Raw genomic sequence first — 14,822 nt, 5'->3', positions numbered from 1 at the left:
TTCGTTCCGAGCGGTCCTAAGCCGCCATCGCCTCCACCCCTGCATCATGGGCGCGCCGGGCGGCCATGATGTCGCCGACATGGGCTTCGGCCCAGCCGGTGATCTGGTCCAATATGCCGATTAGCCCGCCTGCCAGCGGGGTCAGCCGATATTCCACCGTCACCGGCACGGTGGCAAAGGCGGCGCGGCTGACCAGGCCGTCGCGCTCCAGGCTTTTCAACGTCTGCGACAGCATCTTTTGCGAAATCGCGCCGATCCGGCGACGCAGCAGGTTGAAGCGTACCGGCCGGTCCTTCAGGCTCAGCAGCACCAGCACCGCCCATTTGTCGCCGATCCGGTCGAGGATGTGGCGCGTCGGGCAGTTGGGATTATAGGCGTCGCCGATGCGCGGCGTTGGCGTGGCACTCATGGGCGGTATCCTCGACGTAACCAGGTGAAGGCAAAGTGCCTTCTTGCACCCCTGATAGCCAATTATCTATCTGGTTTCCATTGGTAACCACTTATGGAGATGGATATGAAAGTAGCGATCATCGGCGGCACGGGTCGCGCGGGGCAGGAAATCAGCGCGGAACTGGCCCGGCGCGGGCATCAGGTGACGGCGATCGCCCGTCATCCCGAAAAGGCGGTGCAGCATGCCGCGATCACTGCGGTTGCGGGCGACGTCAACCATCCTGAAGCGCTGGTGGCCGCAATTACCGGCCATGATGTCGTCGTCAGCGCAGTGATGTTTTCCGATACCGATCCAGCCTCGCTGGTGGACGTCGTGCGCCAGTCGGGCGTGCCGCGCTATCTGGTCGTGGGCGGCGCCGCCAGTCTGGAGGTGGCGCCGGGCGTGCCGCTGATCAGCACACCGGAATTTCCCAAGGAATATCTGCCCGAAGCCAGCCGGGGCAAGGCGTTCCTGGACTATCTGCGCGGCGTGGACGACATTGACTGGACTTATGTGTCGCCCTCGGTCTTCTTCTTCGTCGGCCCGCGCACCGGCAGCTTCCGGTTGGGCACCGACCAGTTGCTGAGCGACGCCGATGGCAAAAGCAGCATATCCTTTGCCGATTATGCCATCGCGCTGGTCGATGAAATCGAAACGCCGCGCCACAGCCGCCAGCGCTTTACCGTCGGCTATTGATGCGGGGGTAGGCGAGGGGGCTTAGGCCGCCCCCTCCACCTTGTCCTGCGTCCTGGTTGCAAAGTCGCCCGCGTCGTGACGCTCGTGCAGTTGCTCGTTCAGCGGGCCGCTTGTCTTGTTGACGATCCGTCCGCGCGCCACCGCCGGGCGGGCGTCGATCTGCCTGGCCCAGCGCAGGACATGGGTATAGCTGCCCGCGTCCAGAAACTCGGCCGCATCATAGGCGCGGCCCAGCACAACGCCGCCATACCATGGCCAGATGGCCATGTCGGCGATGCTATATTCATCGCCCGCCATATAGTCATTGTCCGCCAGATGCCGGTCCAGCACATCGAGTTGCCGTTTCACTTCCATCGCGTAGCGGTTGATCGGATATTCGTATTTTTCCGGCGCATAGGCGTAGAAATGGCCAAAGCCGCCACCCAGCAGCGGCGCGCTGCCCATCTGCCAGAACAGCCAGCTGAGCGCTGCCGTGCGCTTGGCCGGATCGGTCGGCAGGAAGGCACCGAATTTTTCGGCAAGGTAAAGCAGGATCGCGCCGGATTCGAACACGCGCTGCGGCGGGGAAACGCTATGGTCCATCAGCGCCGGGATCTTGCTGTTGGGATTGACCGCGACAAAGCCGCTGGAAAACTGGTCGCCATCGCTGATCCTGATCAGCCAGGCATCATATTCGGCGGCGCTGAACCCCGCCGCCAGCAATTCCTCCAGCAGGATCGTGACCTTCTGCCCGTTGGGCGTCGCCAGCGAATAGAGTTGCAGGGGATGCTGCCCCACCGGCAGATCCTTGTCATGGGTGGCGCCCGCAATGGGCCGGTTGATATTGGCGAACTGGCCGCCATTGGCCTTGTCCCACGTCCAGACGGCAGGGGGGGTATAGGTGTCGGTCATGCGCGCAGGCTCCAGCTTGTTCTACGCGCGGGAGGTAGGAAGCCATGCGCCGTGCCGCAACCGCTGCGCCTTTCTATCCGCCGCTATGTCGCACCACCAGCACGCTGACCGGCGACTGATGGACGATGGCCGACGCGTTCGATCCCAGCAGCTTCGACGACATGGATGGCTGATGCGATCCGATGATGATCAGATCCGCGCCGGTTCGTTCCGCTTCACTGATGACTTCATCGCGCACCCTGCCGCGCCGGGTCGAAAAACTGACCTGCTCTTCGGTCAGTCCGGCCTGCATGGACCATTGCCGCATCGCGGCCATGGCCTCATCCTCCTCCCGCTGATCGAAATCGCCGACCAGCAGATCGGAATAGCGCGATGGCAGGTGGTAGCGCACGTTGAGCAGGTGCAGCTTCCCCTGCGGCCCGGCGATGGCGGCAGCCCTAGCGATGGCGGCCTTTGCATTGTCCGGATCGTTGATGTCGACCGCGACGACGATTGTGCCGAAATGCATCCTCTGTCCTTTCCTGTTATGACTAGACAACGAGGACGGCGGAAAAGCGATGCGACCGCCATCAAAGAATGCGCTGGCGACATATCTCGCCGGAATGCGCAACAGACGGGAAATGTCGGCCGAAAAAATCACCGCGAAAATTTCGCTACTAATCCTTGACCCGCCTTTTGGTTGCACCATATGAGGGCGCGCTAGCACTCTCCTTCAATGAGTGCTAACAGCGACGCAGTTTATCGGGAGCAGGATAAGGCGAGTGCGGTTTTCGGGGGGATTCATCCCCGGATCGCGCGCCGGACCGATCCCAAACAGAAGGGAAAGGCAATCAACATGGCATTTCGTCCATTGCACGACCGTGTTCTCGTCCGCCGCATCGAAGCGGAAGCTAAGACCGCCGGTGGCATCATCATCCCCGACACCGCCAAGGAAAAGCCGCAGGAAGGCGAGATCGTGTCCGTCGGCACCGGCTCGAAGGCTGAAGATGGCAAGGTTACCCCGCTCGACGTCAAGGCTGGCGATCGCGTCCTGTTCGGCAAGTGGTCGGGCACCGAAGTCAAGGTCGACGGTGAAGACCTGCTGATCATGAAGGAATCGGACATTCTGGGCGTTGTCGCCTAACCCGATCCTTTTCCTGACTATTCCCATTTGCAAGAAAGAGGGTTTTTCCCATGGCTGCAAAAGACGTAAAATTTTCCCGCGACGCCCGTGAGCGCATCCTGCGCGGTGTCGACATCCTGGCCGACGCGGTCAAGGTGACCCTGGGCCCCAAGGGCCGCAACGTCGTCATCGACAAGAGCTTTGGCGCGCCCCGCATCACCAAGGACGGCGTCAGCGTCGCCAAGGAAATCGAACTGAAGGACAAGTTCGAGAATATGGGCGCCCAGATGGTGCGCGAAGTCGCGTCCAAGACCAACGACATCGCCGGTGACGGCACGACCACTGCGACCGTTCTGGCGCAGGCTATCGTCCGCGAAGGCATGAAGTCGGTTGCCGCCGGCATGAACCCGATGGACCTGAAGCGCGGTATCGATCTGGCCGTCATCAAGGTTGTCGAAGACCTCAAGGCCCGTTCCAAGCCCGTCGCCGGGACCAAGGAAATCGCCCAGGTCGGCATCATCTCGGCCAATGGCGACACCGTGGTTGGCGAAAAGATCGCCGAAGCCATGGAGCGCGTCGGCAAGGAAGGCGTGATCACGGTTGAAGAAGCCAAGGGTCTCGAATTCGAGCTGGACGTCGTCGAAGGCATGCAGTTCGACCGTGGCTATCTGTCGCCCTATTTCGTGACGAACCCGGAAAAGATGGCTGTAGAGCTGGCTGATCCGTACATTCTGATCCACGAAAAGAAGCTCAGCAACCTCCAGTCGATCCTGCCGATCCTCGAAGCGGTCGTTCAGTCGGGTCGCCCCCTGCTGATCATCGCCGAAGACATTGAAGGCGAAGCGCTGGCGACCCTGGTCGTCAACAAGCTGCGCGGTGGCCTGAAGGTCGCAGCGGTCAAGGCGCCTGGCTTTGGCGATCGTCGCAAGGCGATGCTGGAAGATATCGCTGTCCTGACCAAGGGCGAAGTGATCTCGGAAGATCTGGGCATCAAGCTGGAAAACGTCACGCTGGCGATGCTCGGCACGGCCAAGCGCGTCACCATCGACAAGGACAACACCGTCATCGTCGATGGCGCTGGCGACCATGACTCGATCAAGGGCCGCACCGACCAGATCCGTCAGCAGATCGAGAACACCACCTCGGACTATGACCGTGAAAAGCTCCAGGAACGCCTGGCCAAGCTGGCTGGCGGCGTTGCCGTCATCAAGGTTGGCGGCGCTTCGGAAGTCGAAGTCAAGGAACGCAAGGACCGCGTCGACGACGCCCTGCACGCCACCCGTGCGGCCGTTGAAGAAGGCATCGTCCCCGGTGGCGGCACCGCTCTCCTCTATGCCACCAAGACTTTGGCCGGCATGAAGGGCGCGAACGACGACCAGACCCGTGGTATCGACATCATCCGCAAGGCGATCGAAGCGCCGCTGCGCCAGATCGCCCAGAATGCGGGCGTTGACGGTGCCGTGGTTGCCGGCAACCTGCTGCGCGAAAATGACGAGACCCGTGGCTTCAACGCTTCGACCGACGTCTATGAAAACCTGGTGGAAGCCGGCGTGATCGATCCGACCAAGGTCGTTCGTGCGGCCCTGCAGGACGCGGCATCGGTTGCTGGCCTGCTGATCACCACCGAAGCGGCGATCTCCGAAGTGCCTGCCGACGACAAGGCGCCGATGGGCATGCCCGGCGGCGGCATGGGCGGCATGGGCGGCATGGACTTCTAAGTCCAACGCTCTCGCTATGACAACAAAGAGGCCGGTGGAGCGATCCACCGGCCTTTTTCATGGGTCAGCGCACCAGCACCGTCATCGGCAGTCGCGCGCGCACTGCAAAGCCCAGCGTCTCATAGAGCGCGATCGTCCGGTCATGGGCGGCATAGGCGTGCAGGAAGGGCGTCTCGCCCCGGTCCAGCATTGCCTGCATGACGATCCGCATCAATGCGCCCGCCAGGCCCCGTCCGCGAAAATCGGGGTGGGTGCAGACGCCGCTGACCTCCGTAAAGCCGGGCAGGCGCATGCGCTCGCCTGCCATGGCGACCAGTTGCCCATGGTCGCGTACCCCCACGAAGCGGCCCAGCCTGTGGGTCAGCGGGCCGAAGGGGCCGGGCCGTGTCAACAGCGACAGCGCGCGCATATCCGCCGCATCGCCTTCGTCCAGCACCTTCCACTCAAACGGCGGGGCGGGGGCAGGGATGACCTCCTTGGCAACCATCTGCGCCAGCGTCGCGGTCCGCGCGATGGTCATGCCCGGCGGCGCGACCGCGACATCCTGCCCGACCAGCCACATTTCGCTCTCGCCCGTCGCCAGCGCCGCCAGTGCGGTCAGCCTGTCCGCATCGTCATCCGCGCTCGCCGCAAAGGGGCCATAAGCGGGATCGATCCGCAGCGCGTCTCCATCGCCCTGCGCCAGCGCCGCCCAACCGCTGCGAAGCGCGTGCCAGACGGGGCGATCAAGCAGGTGCATCGGGCAGGCTCCAGGCTACGGGCTAAGATGCGGGTGGCATATCAGCCCGACTGGCCCGTTCAAGCCGCGCATCTCCCTTTCTGTCTCTGCTGCTGCGGTATTAACCAAAAAATAAAGGGAAAATGCGACACCGGGTCAGGGAACCGGAGACCCGCCAATTTGCGCGCTTTGAGGACATTGCTGGAAAAGCGCATGGCGCAGCGGACGGGGCAGGAAGCCGACGTGCGGCAGAGCCTGGTCGAATCCCTTTATGCGTCTCCTGCATCCCTGACCATTGGCGCGGCCACCGGCACCGCCGTGGGGATCGCCATCAGCAGCCTGAGCGATTTTGCCGCGATCCACGCGGTCGTCATCGCCGTGTGCGTCGTTGCCGCACTTCGCGTCGTTTCCGCCATTTTCTTTCATCGCCAGCTGGTTCGCGGCACCGCCGTAGCCTCGCGCAACTGGGAATTGGCCTATGAGCTGGGCGCCTGGGCCTATGCCGGGTTGCTGGGGCTGATGGGCTTTGTCACCCTGATCGGATCGGGCAATCCGGTCATCCACATGCTCAGCGTGTCGATGGCGACGGGCTATGCCGGCGGCATCTCCGGCCGCAATGCAGGCCGCGTCCAGATCGCCATCGGGCAGGTGTGCCTGGCCCTGCTGCCGACCGCGACCGGGCTGTGGATGGAAGGATCGACCGGCTATCGTGTCCTGTCGATCGCCATGGTCGCCATGGTGCTGGGCCTTGCCGAAATCAGTTCGACCACGCACCGAATCGTCGTCCAGGCGCTGATCGGCAAGCGTGACAAATCGCTGCTCGCTGAAAAATTCGAGCGACTCGCGCGCTTCGACAGCCTGACCGGCCTTGAAAACCGCATGGCGATGCAGATGCGGCTGCGCGACATCTTCGAAACCAGCCAGAAGCGCAATGACGCCGTGGCGATCCTGTGGATGGATGTCGACCGGTTCAAGGAAATCAACGATTCGCTGGGCCATATGGTCGGCGACCAGTTGCTGCGCGCCGTGGCGGAGCGGCTGGACGAAGTCGTGCAGGGCCGGGGCCGGATCGCGCGCTTTGGCGGCGACGAATTTGTCATCATCTGCCCCGATACCGACAGGGTGACCGCAGCGGCGATCGCGCAGGAAATCATCACCTATTTCGGCCATGGCTTCGACCTGTCCGACAATCATCTCCAGGTGACCGCGTCCATCGGCATTGCGGTCGCGCCGCAGGATGGGCGCGACATGGACGAGTTGATGCAGCATGCGGACCTCGCACTCTATGAAGCCAAGCGGGAAGGGCGCAACCGCGCATCCAGCTTCAACTGGTCGCTCAAGGAACGCTTCAACCGTGTCCATGAGGTTGAAACCGGGCTGCGCCGCGCGCTGGAGACCAACGAACTCAAATTGCTCTTCCAGCCGATCGTCGATCTGGAAAGCGGCCATATCGACGCTTGCGAGGCGCTGCTGCGCTGGGATCATCCGGTGCTGGGACCGATTTCGCCCGGCGAATTCATCCCGATCGCCGAAAGCATGGGCATGATCGAGGCGATGACCGGCTGGGTGCTGCGCGAAGCCTGTATCGCTGCGGCCTCCTGGCCGGGCGAGGTACGCATCGCCATCAACATCTCGCTCGCCTCGCTCAAGTCGCACGAGCTGCCCGGCAATGTCATTGCGGCGCTGCTGGAGACGGGGCTACCGGCCCGGCGGCTGGAACTGGAAGTCACCGAATCGATCTTCCTGGACGACAGCGGCCAGACCAACACGATCCTGCGCGAATTGCAGCGCATCGGCCTGCGGCTGGCGCTCGACGATTTCGGCACCGGCTATAGTTCGCTTTCCTATTTGCGTTCCTATCGGTTCGACACGCTCAAGGTGGACCAGAGCTTCATGGCCGGGGTCAGTTCCAATGCGGAGGATCGGGCGATCGTGCGCGCGATCGGCAATCTGGCGCGGGATCTGGCGATGGACACGGTGGCCGAAGGGATCGAAACGCCCGATCAGCTACTTCATGCGCGCGAGGCTGGCTTTACCAACGTGCAGGGTTATTTGTTCAGTCGCCCGGTGACGAGCGAGCGCGTTGCGGAAATGATTGCCGCCGGCCCGCTGGAAGGGGCCGAGCGCCCCGACCCCGTCATCCGCAAGCGGCCGCAGCGGCAGGCCTGACCCGCCGCCGCAGGGCTGCTTCAGCGCAGCTTGGTCTGCGCCGACGCCAGCCGACGCATCATCCGCAGGTCGCGGTCGGACAGGGATAGCGCCGTGTCCGTCCATGTTTCGACAATATCGGTCAGTTCGGCCAATGTCAGCGGATTGACCCGCCGACCCGCCCGGTTGATGCCGACATAACCGGCGTGATGGGCGCGATGGTCGCGAATCCATTGCGCGGTCGCCGCCTCGCCCTCGCCCGTTTCGACGACCTTGGCGACGATGCCCATCTCGCACATCTCGTCCGCGCTGTAGATGCGCCCCTCGGCAATCATCTCGCGCGCCAGCACCGGGCCGACGCGCCGCGACAATATCGAATAGGCGCCCATGCCGGGGAACAGGCCGAACAGCACTTCGGGCAGGCCGAACTTGGCCTGACGCTCGGCAATGATGACGTCGAAGCACATCAGCGCCTCCAGCCCGCCACCCAGCGCGTCGCCCTGCGCCAGACCGATATTGATGATGCTCATGTCGTTGCAGTGCCAGATGCGATCGACGATCTCGCAACAGGCGACGCCATAGCTGAGCAGGGTGGCGCGGTCGCGGCGCTGGATGCACTCGGCGAACATCTCCAGATCGCCGCCCAGGTTGAACACGCCGGGAAAGCGTGACCCCAATACCATGAATTTAAGCGGACCGTCGCGGCCGCTGCCGTCGGCACCGCCATAGACGCGCTTGCTTTCGCGCTGCCACGCCATCGTGTCGCGAATCAGGCCAAGATTGGAATTAGGCCGTTCATGCGGAGTCATGAAGGCCCACAATGTCGCCAGCTCCTCGTCCCAGCGCACGTCGATCTGGCCCAGATCGAACAGGGTGGAGCGGCTGGTTGGAACCGCAATTTCCGCTACGGAAAAGGCGGGTTGATCGGTGTCAGGCGCAAAATGCTCCTCACTCGCGGTCTCGACCACGTCCCTTGCCGGATTAAACCGTCCTGAATCAATCATGTGCGTCCCCGTTTTTCTATTACGACTGAACAGAACAGGCTCGCAGGGAGGATGCAATGAACCCTCCATCAATGAACAGAGCGTTAACTATTTTTGCTCAGCACTGTTGCAAACGCGTCGTCACAAATCGGCCCGAATGCGACTCGCTGTGGTGGAAATGCAACAAAACGACCTGCCATGGCCTCTGTTGATCGCCGCTCAGGCCTTTGTTAACCTTTATTAATTAGCAACGGTCGAATGAACGACCGCGATCAGGACTCCAAATTTGTCACGCTGGCCCTCCACGATGCGACGGGTGCGGCATGGCCGTTGCGCCTGTCGGCGGACTGCCTGCGCTTCATCGGTCCCTATCGCCGGGTCGAAGGCTTCAACGTCGATGCGCTGATGCTGTTTGAAGGTGTGCGCAAGGCGGGCTGAACCCTTGTGCCAGCGCCCGTTCGCTCATAAACGGCGCGCGTGACCCAGCCCCGTTTTTCCTTTTCCATCGCCGCCACTGACGGCAAGGCGCGCACTGGCGCTATCCAGATGCGGCGCGGCGAGATCCGTACGCCCGCCTTCATGCCGGTGGGCACCGCCGCCACGGTCAAGGCGATGCGCCCGGCCGAAGTGCGCGCGACCGGGGCGGACATCATATTGGGCAACACCTATCATCTGATGCTGCGTCCTGGCGCGGAGCGTATGGCGCGGCTGGGCGGCCTGCACGGTTTCATGGGCTGGGACCGGCCGATCCTGACCGACAGCGGCGGCTATCAGGTGATGAGCCTGTCCGCACTGACCAAGATGAGCGAGCAGGGCGTCGCCTTTTCCAGCCATATCGACGGGTCCAAGCATATGCTGACCCCGGAACGGTCGATGGAAATCCAGCGGTTGCTGGACAGCGACATCGTGATGGCGTTCGACGAATGCACGAAAAACGGCTGCACCCATGACGAGGCGGCGCGCTCGATGGAGCGATCGATGCGCTGGGCGAAACGTTCGCGCGACGGCTTTGACGCTGGCGGCGATCATGCGGAACGTGCGGCCCTGTTCGGCATCCAGCAGGGATCGCTGGACGAAGGGTTAAGGCGGCAATCGGCCCAGCAACTGATCGACATCGGCTTTGACGGCTATGCCGTGGGCGGCCTTGCGGTGGGGGAAGGGCAGCAGGCGATGTTCGCCACGCTGGATTTCGCGCCGGACATGCTGCCGCAGGACAAGCCGCGCTATCTGATGGGCGTGGGCAAACCCGACGATATTGTCGGGGCGGTGGAGCGCGGCATCGACATGTTCGATTGCGTGTTGCCGACCCGGTCGGGCCGTAACGGACAGGCCTTTACCTGGGCGGGACCGCTCAACATCCGCAATGCGCGCTTTGCCGAAGATACAGGGCCGCTCGATCCGCGCTGTACCTGCCCGGTCTGCACGACCTGGAGCCGCGCCTATCTCCATCATCTGGTGAAGGCGGGGGAAATGCTGGGCGCGATGCTGATGACGCAGCACAATATCCATTTCTACCAGTCGCTGATGCAGGCGATCCGCGATGCGATCGCGGCCGGGCAATTCGCTGCCTTCGCCGCCGATTTCCGCCGCGACTACCAACGCGCCTGAGCGATGGGTCATACCCCCCAACCTCCGTTCGAAACGAACGGGGGAAGTGAGGTTTTCGCGCTTCAGGGGATGACGCTGATCTCGATCTTGTAGCCGCCCTCTTCGGCATCATGGTCCAGCGGCGCGCGGAGCTGGCGCGACAGGCCGGTCAGTACCCGGCCATAGCGTTCGGCCAGATGGACCGTCATCGCGTCCGATCCGCGCAGCCCGTGCGACCGGACGCTCAGCAGCGCACGATCGTCGCGATCCGCCACCGCCCGTACCGCGATCCGCATCGTGCCTTGGGGGTCCAGCATCATCGCCAGTTCGACCAGTTCGGTCAGCAGGAAGGCGATCGGCACCGCAACATCCTGACTGATATGCAGGTCGTCCGCGTCGATCTGAATGCCGAAGCGGCGCGCCTGCGCGGGCGCTGTGCCGCGCAGGCTGGCGGACAATTCGCTGATCAGCGGGCGCACGCCCACGCCGCGATTATCCTCCAGTTCCGCGAAATGATTGCGGTGGACGACCGAAAGCGCATCGACCCGCCGCTGGATCGAGGCATAGGCTTCGACCGCTTCGGGATCATGGGCCGATCGGGCGTGCAGGTTGATCAGGCTGGCGATGATCTGGAGGTTGTTCTTCACCCGATGATGCACTTCACGGGTCAGCTTGCGCTGTGTTTCCAGTCCCTGCGCCATTTCCGCTTCATGGGTGGCGACATCTTCGCTGATTTCGCGGAAGGTTTCGCCCAGCGCGACAATTTCCTGCGCCGGGGTGCGCACCTTTTGCAGCGGCTCCAGCACTTCGCCCGGATGATAGGCCGCAACCGAACGGCGCAGCAGCACCAGCGGGCGGATCAACAGGCGATTGACGACGAACCAGCCGACCGCCGCCGCCGCAAACCACATGACGAGCGGCAGGAAAAGCGAGAGCAACCGCGCCAGGGTCGCCGGCGGATCGCGCACCGTCATGGTCAGCACCATGTCGGGCGGGTCGAGCCGCGCCGACAGGCTGCTGGCGCGGCCAGCGATCTGCGCGCCGCCGGGCCGGCTGATGACCATGCGCGCGTCGCCCTGCCGCAGGGTGAGCTGCCGGTTCTGCAAGGCGGTTGCAGGATCGGCGACGCTTTCGAGATGGGCCTGCGAATAATAGGCAAGGCCGACCAGCTTGCCATTGCGGCTGCGGACCCGGCTGACCAGGACGTTCGATGCGGGCAGGAGTTGCGCAGCCCTGCCTTTGAAGCGGGCGCCAAAGACGATGCCAGCCGGTTCGGGCGCGGCTGATCCGCACAGGCGCTTGCCGCGCCGGTCGTAGATGTAAAACAGCCCGCCATCGCGGTCATGCGAGGTCAGGAAAAGCTCCAGCCGCTGGCAGATACTCTGATCGCTACTGTCGTTGGCTAGGGTGTTGACGGTCAGTTCCAGTGCCGTCCGGTCCGATAGCAGATCCGCCGTCAGCTTGCGCGCACTCTGCGTCACCGCGACGCGGAGCAGGGCGTCCTTTTCAAGATCGGCGGTGCGGATCGCCTGAAGCGAGGCGATCAGCGCGATCAGCCCCAGCGGCAAAAGGGCCAGCGTCAGGATGAGGAACATCTTGACGCCTGTTGACCGGAGCAGACCGGCAAACGGCACGCCCGGCAATCGGGCGGCTCCGGTGCGGGCGGCCGGAGGAAGGCTGCCCCCGTTCATGGCTGTATCAGTCCAGCTTGCTCAGCAGGTCGAGCATTTCGGAGGGAATATCTTCATCTACAGCGCGCTGATACACGGTGCGGAGCGCCTGGGACACATGGCCATCTTCCTTGGGGGCACGCTTGCGGCGTGACGAAGCGGCAGGTTGGCCGCTGTCCGGGCTGGTCACGCCATCTGGCTTGCCCCCTCCCGCCGCCTTACGTTCCGTCGATGAAGAAACCAAAATGAGCCCCTCTGAAGCAATATCCGACACGCCAGTCTGCCCGTATTTGCGGGATTCTTATAGAACGTCAATTCGCCGTTCTACGCGATTGATACAAAATTCACGATAAAATCGAAAAATCCATATGGCTGCGAAACAAATCTGCCCGTTGATGGTTCCGGCGAGTGAAGCATTTTTTCTACGGCCGCGCTTTTGGCTATGTTTGGGGGCAGGGGGTTGCCATGACGGCAGTGACATTCCATCCTTTCCCATGCCGCCATAGGCAGGCACCGATGCTTCGGGATTTTACGCCCATTTTGGGCAGGGAGAAGATTTGACGATGTCGCTTGGACAGCAATTGCACCCCCATCTTCCGTTCCTGCGGCGCTACGCTCGTGCGTTGACTGGCAGCCAGGCACATGGCGACACCTATGTCCGTGCGACGCTGGAAGCGATCGTCGCCGCGCCGGAGGAATTTCCGTCCGACGTCGATCCTCGTCTGGGCCTGTATCGTACCTTCCACGCCATCTGGTCCTCTTCGCATCTGGAAGATATTCCGATGTCGGTCGGCGGCAGCCGCGAAGCGATTGCGCAGGCGCGCCTTGCCCGCCTGACCCCGCTGCCGCGTCAGGCTTTGCTGCTGACTGCGCTGGAAGGCTTCACCGTCGACGATGTGGCCTATCTGATCGACATGAGCAGCGCCGATGTGGAAGCGCTGGTCGAAGAGGCGCTGGGCGAGATCGAGGCGCAGACACGCGCCAAGGTGCTGATCATCGAGGATGAGCCGATCATCGCGATGGACATCGAAACCATCGTCCGCGATCTGGGGCATGACGTTACCGCCATTGCCGTAACGGCGGAGGATGCGGTGCGTGAAGCGCTGGCCGATCGTCCGGGGCTGGTGCTGGCGGACATTCAGCTCGCCGACGACAGCAGCGGCATTGACGCAGTGAAGGACATTCTTGCCGAATTCTCCGTGCCGGTCATCTTCATCACCGCTTTCCCGGAACGGCTGCTGACGGGCGAACGGCCCGAACCGACCTTCCTGATCACCAAGCCGTTCCAGCGATCGACCGTCAAGGCAGCGATTTCGCAGGCTTTATTCTTTGACGAGGCGACCGCGCCGGCCTGAACGGCGCCGCCTTTATGACGCAATGTTGGAACTCCCGATCATCGCTGGCGTTAATGAGGCGTAACGATCGGGAGACGGGCAATGGTTGAACCTGAAAAGCATATCGCGACCGAAGACGCGCGCAGCGGGTCGACGGAGCATGTCGTGCGGTATGTGCTGGGTATTTCGCTGGCACTCGCCGTCATCGTGATGCTCTTCGTTCTCTGGCGCTGACGGCGCGGATTGCGGAAACTGCTTTTTGACGGCACATGATTTAGGATGCGGGCGCATTTATGGCTTTGACGATGTCGGTTCATGGGATGAGGACGGCAACCAGCAAGGGGGGCGTACCCATGACTGATCATGTTGGCGACAGCCACGACGCTATCGGCGCAGAGATTATGTCGGCCGAAGACCGGGCGCCACTGTCGGACGCCGACTTCAAGCGTGAGCTTGCCGCGGTCATTCCGCATCTGCGCGCTTTTGGCCGGTCGCTATCGGGCAACCGCGATACGGCGGACGATCTGGTGCAGGAAACCCTGTTGAAGGCCTGGGCTGCGCGGCAGCGCTTTCAGGCTGGCACCAACATGCGCGCCTGGACCTTCATCATCCTGCGCAATCATTATCTGTCGCAAATGCGCCGTTCGCGCTTTCGTGGCGATTGGGACGACCTGACCGCCGATCGCATCCTTGCGGCACCTGCGTCGCAGGACAAGCATGTCGAACTGAGCGACATGCAGCGCGCCCTGCTACAGCTACCCCAGCCGCAGCGCGAGGCGCTGATCCTGGTGGGCGCTGGCGGTTTCGCCTATGAGGAAGCCGCCGAAATTTGCGGCGTCGCCGTCGGTACGATCAAGAGCCGCGTGGCCCGCGGTCGCGCCGCGCTGGAGCAGATCCTCGAAAGCGGGGAATTGCCATCGCGCCGCAGCCAGGAAACGACCGAAACGGCGGTGCTGGACGAAATCATGGATGATGTTGATCGGCTCAGCCGGGGCCGCGATCATGGCCCGCTGGAGGACTGACCGGAACGATCGCCCGACCTTGCCCGTTGTAGCTCGCATAAGGAGACGCAATATGGGCGATACCCCTTTAGAACGGGACGATCCGCCGACTCATTTCACCACCACCGAGCCATCGCGTGGCAGCGGGGTCGTGTTTGCGCTGGTTGCGCTCGCGCTGATTTTGGCCATCGGTTTTTTCTATCTGACCAACGATCGTCGCGATGATCGCCAGGCTGAAGCCGTGACGAGCGCTGCGCAATCGGTCGATGATGCGGCCAAGCTGGTCGGCGACGCGGCCAAAAATGCGGCGGACAAATTACGCGACGGCAACGGATCGAAAGCGGCGGATCAATAACGGCGCGATAGGCTGACACTGTAAAGCGGCTGGAGCGCGCAATCATCGCGCGCGCCACCCCCAATCCCATCACACAAAGCCATTCCCTCTCACAGTCGGGGGGCGCCCATTATGCTGCGACGGAGCCGATCGGGGCGAAGGCGAGGCTTTTAAGAGCCGATAATCCCCATGGCTGATCATGGGTTGACC

The 14,822-nt window shown here is 62.8% G+C and carries 17 protein-coding genes; 10 read left to right on the top strand and 7 right to left on the bottom strand.

The features are described 5' to 3' along the window. Positions 1-16: 16 nt before the first annotated feature. On the bottom strand, positions 17-409 hold the full coding sequence (locus CJD35_RS01190; RefSeq protein WP_017184372.1) for a winged helix-turn-helix transcriptional regulator: 393 nt from the start codon (positions 407-409) through the stop codon (positions 17-19). Between the two features lie 105 nt (positions 410-514). On the opposite strand from CJD35_RS01190, the gene CJD35_RS01185 reads away from it, so the two are divergent. Then, positions 515-1,126: an NAD(P)-dependent oxidoreductase gene (locus CJD35_RS01185; protein WP_017184371.1), complete on the top strand. Its 612-nt coding sequence runs from the start codon at positions 515-517 to the stop codon at positions 1,124-1,126. A 21-nt stretch (positions 1,127-1,147) separates the two neighbouring features. Here CJD35_RS01185 and yghU read toward each other — a convergent pair whose 3' ends face one another. Together yghU and CJD35_RS01175 are read right to left on the bottom strand one after the other, a co-directional pair. Beyond that, on the bottom strand, positions 1,148-2,017 hold the full coding sequence (yghU, locus tag CJD35_RS01180; RefSeq protein WP_017184370.1) for a glutathione-dependent disulfide-bond oxidoreductase: 870 nt from the start codon (positions 2,015-2,017) through the stop codon (positions 1,148-1,150). Positions 2,018-2,090: 73 nt separating this feature from the next. Beyond that, positions 2,091-2,525, bottom strand: coding sequence for a universal stress protein (locus CJD35_RS01175; protein ID WP_017184369.1), 435 nt, complete (start codon positions 2,523-2,525; stop codon positions 2,091-2,093). Between the two features lie 327 nt (positions 2,526-2,852). On the opposite strand from CJD35_RS01175, the gene groES reads away from it, so the two are divergent. Both groES and groL read left to right on the top strand, forming a co-directional pair. Beyond that, positions 2,853-3,140 (top strand): co-chaperone GroES, encoded by a 288-nt coding sequence (gene groES / locus CJD35_RS01170; protein ID WP_007704439.1) that lies wholly within the window; start codon positions 2,853-2,855, stop codon positions 3,138-3,140. 50 nt (positions 3,141-3,190) lie between these two features. Next, on the top strand, positions 3,191-4,837 hold the full coding sequence (gene groL, locus CJD35_RS01165) for a chaperonin GroEL (protein WP_017184367.1): 1,647 nt from the start codon (positions 3,191-3,193) through the stop codon (positions 4,835-4,837). Positions 4,838-4,901: 64 nt separating this feature from the next. Here the strand turns inward: groL and CJD35_RS01160 are convergent, their stop codons facing one another. Beyond that, positions 4,902-5,576: a GNAT family N-acetyltransferase gene (locus CJD35_RS01160; protein WP_017184366.1), complete on the bottom strand. Its 675-nt coding sequence runs from the start codon at positions 5,574-5,576 to the stop codon at positions 4,902-4,904. Positions 5,577-5,768: 192 nt separating this feature from the next. Here CJD35_RS01160 and CJD35_RS01155 point away from each other — a divergent pair, with 192 nt between their 5' ends. Then, positions 5,769-7,724 (top strand): putative bifunctional diguanylate cyclase/phosphodiesterase, encoded by a 1,956-nt coding sequence (locus CJD35_RS01155; RefSeq protein WP_095687176.1) that lies wholly within the window; start codon positions 5,769-5,771, stop codon positions 7,722-7,724. Positions 7,725-7,744: 20 nt separating this feature from the next. Here CJD35_RS01155 and CJD35_RS01150 read toward each other — a convergent pair whose 3' ends face one another. Further along, positions 7,745-8,707, bottom strand: a complete 963-nt coding sequence (locus tag CJD35_RS01150) for a crotonase/enoyl-CoA hydratase family protein (protein ID WP_026002618.1) — start codon at positions 8,705-8,707, stop codon at positions 7,745-7,747. 237 nt (positions 8,708-8,944) lie between these two features. Here CJD35_RS01150 and CJD35_RS01145 point away from each other — a divergent pair, with 237 nt between their 5' ends. Continuing rightward, entirely contained in the window at positions 8,945-9,124 is a 180-nt protein-coding gene (locus tag CJD35_RS01145; protein WP_017184363.1) for a hypothetical protein, read from the top strand. A gap of 39 nt (positions 9,125-9,163) precedes the next feature. Next, a complete protein-coding gene (gene tgt / locus CJD35_RS01140) occupies positions 9,164-10,294 on the top strand; it encodes a tRNA guanosine(34) transglycosylase Tgt (protein ID WP_017184362.1) in 1,131 nt (376 codons plus the stop codon). A gap of 62 nt (positions 10,295-10,356) precedes the next feature. Here the strand turns inward: tgt and CJD35_RS01135 are convergent, their stop codons facing one another. Together CJD35_RS01135 and CJD35_RS22655 are read right to left on the bottom strand one after the other, a co-directional pair. Further along, positions 10,357-11,868 (bottom strand): sensor histidine kinase, encoded by a 1,512-nt coding sequence (locus tag CJD35_RS01135; protein WP_017184361.1) that lies wholly within the window; start codon positions 11,866-11,868, stop codon positions 10,357-10,359. Positions 11,869-11,971: 103 nt separating this feature from the next. Beyond that, entirely contained in the window at positions 11,972-12,133 is a 162-nt protein-coding gene (locus CJD35_RS22655) for a NepR family anti-sigma factor (RefSeq protein WP_165418732.1), read from the bottom strand. 373 nt (positions 12,134-12,506) lie between these two features. On the opposite strand from CJD35_RS22655, the gene CJD35_RS01130 reads away from it, so the two are divergent. The 4 genes from CJD35_RS01130 to CJD35_RS01120 all read left to right on the top strand — a co-directional run bounded on the left by CJD35_RS01130 (position 12,507) and on the right by CJD35_RS01120 (position 14,633). Continuing rightward, positions 12,507-13,298: a response regulator gene (locus tag CJD35_RS01130; RefSeq protein ID WP_017184359.1), complete on the top strand. Its 792-nt coding sequence runs from the start codon at positions 12,507-12,509 to the stop codon at positions 13,296-13,298. 81 nt (positions 13,299-13,379) lie between these two features. Continuing rightward, positions 13,380-13,511, top strand: a complete 132-nt coding sequence (locus tag CJD35_RS23350; RefSeq protein ID WP_017184358.1) for a hypothetical protein — start codon at positions 13,380-13,382, stop codon at positions 13,509-13,511. A 167-nt stretch (positions 13,512-13,678) separates the two neighbouring features. Continuing rightward, positions 13,679-14,299 (top strand): sigma-70 family RNA polymerase sigma factor, encoded by a 621-nt coding sequence (locus CJD35_RS01125; RefSeq protein WP_086012017.1) that lies wholly within the window; start codon positions 13,679-13,681, stop codon positions 14,297-14,299. Positions 14,300-14,351: 52 nt separating this feature from the next. Next, positions 14,352-14,633: a hypothetical protein gene (locus CJD35_RS01120; RefSeq protein WP_017184356.1), complete on the top strand. Its 282-nt coding sequence runs from the start codon at positions 14,352-14,354 to the stop codon at positions 14,631-14,633. Positions 14,634-14,822 lie beyond the last annotated feature (189 nt).

This window comes from Sphingobium xenophagum (assembly GCF_002288285.1).
Taxonomy (GTDB): domain Bacteria; phylum Pseudomonadota; class Alphaproteobacteria; order Sphingomonadales; family Sphingomonadaceae; genus Sphingobium; species Sphingobium xenophagum.
This window is presented reverse-complemented; position numbering and strand designations above follow the sequence as displayed.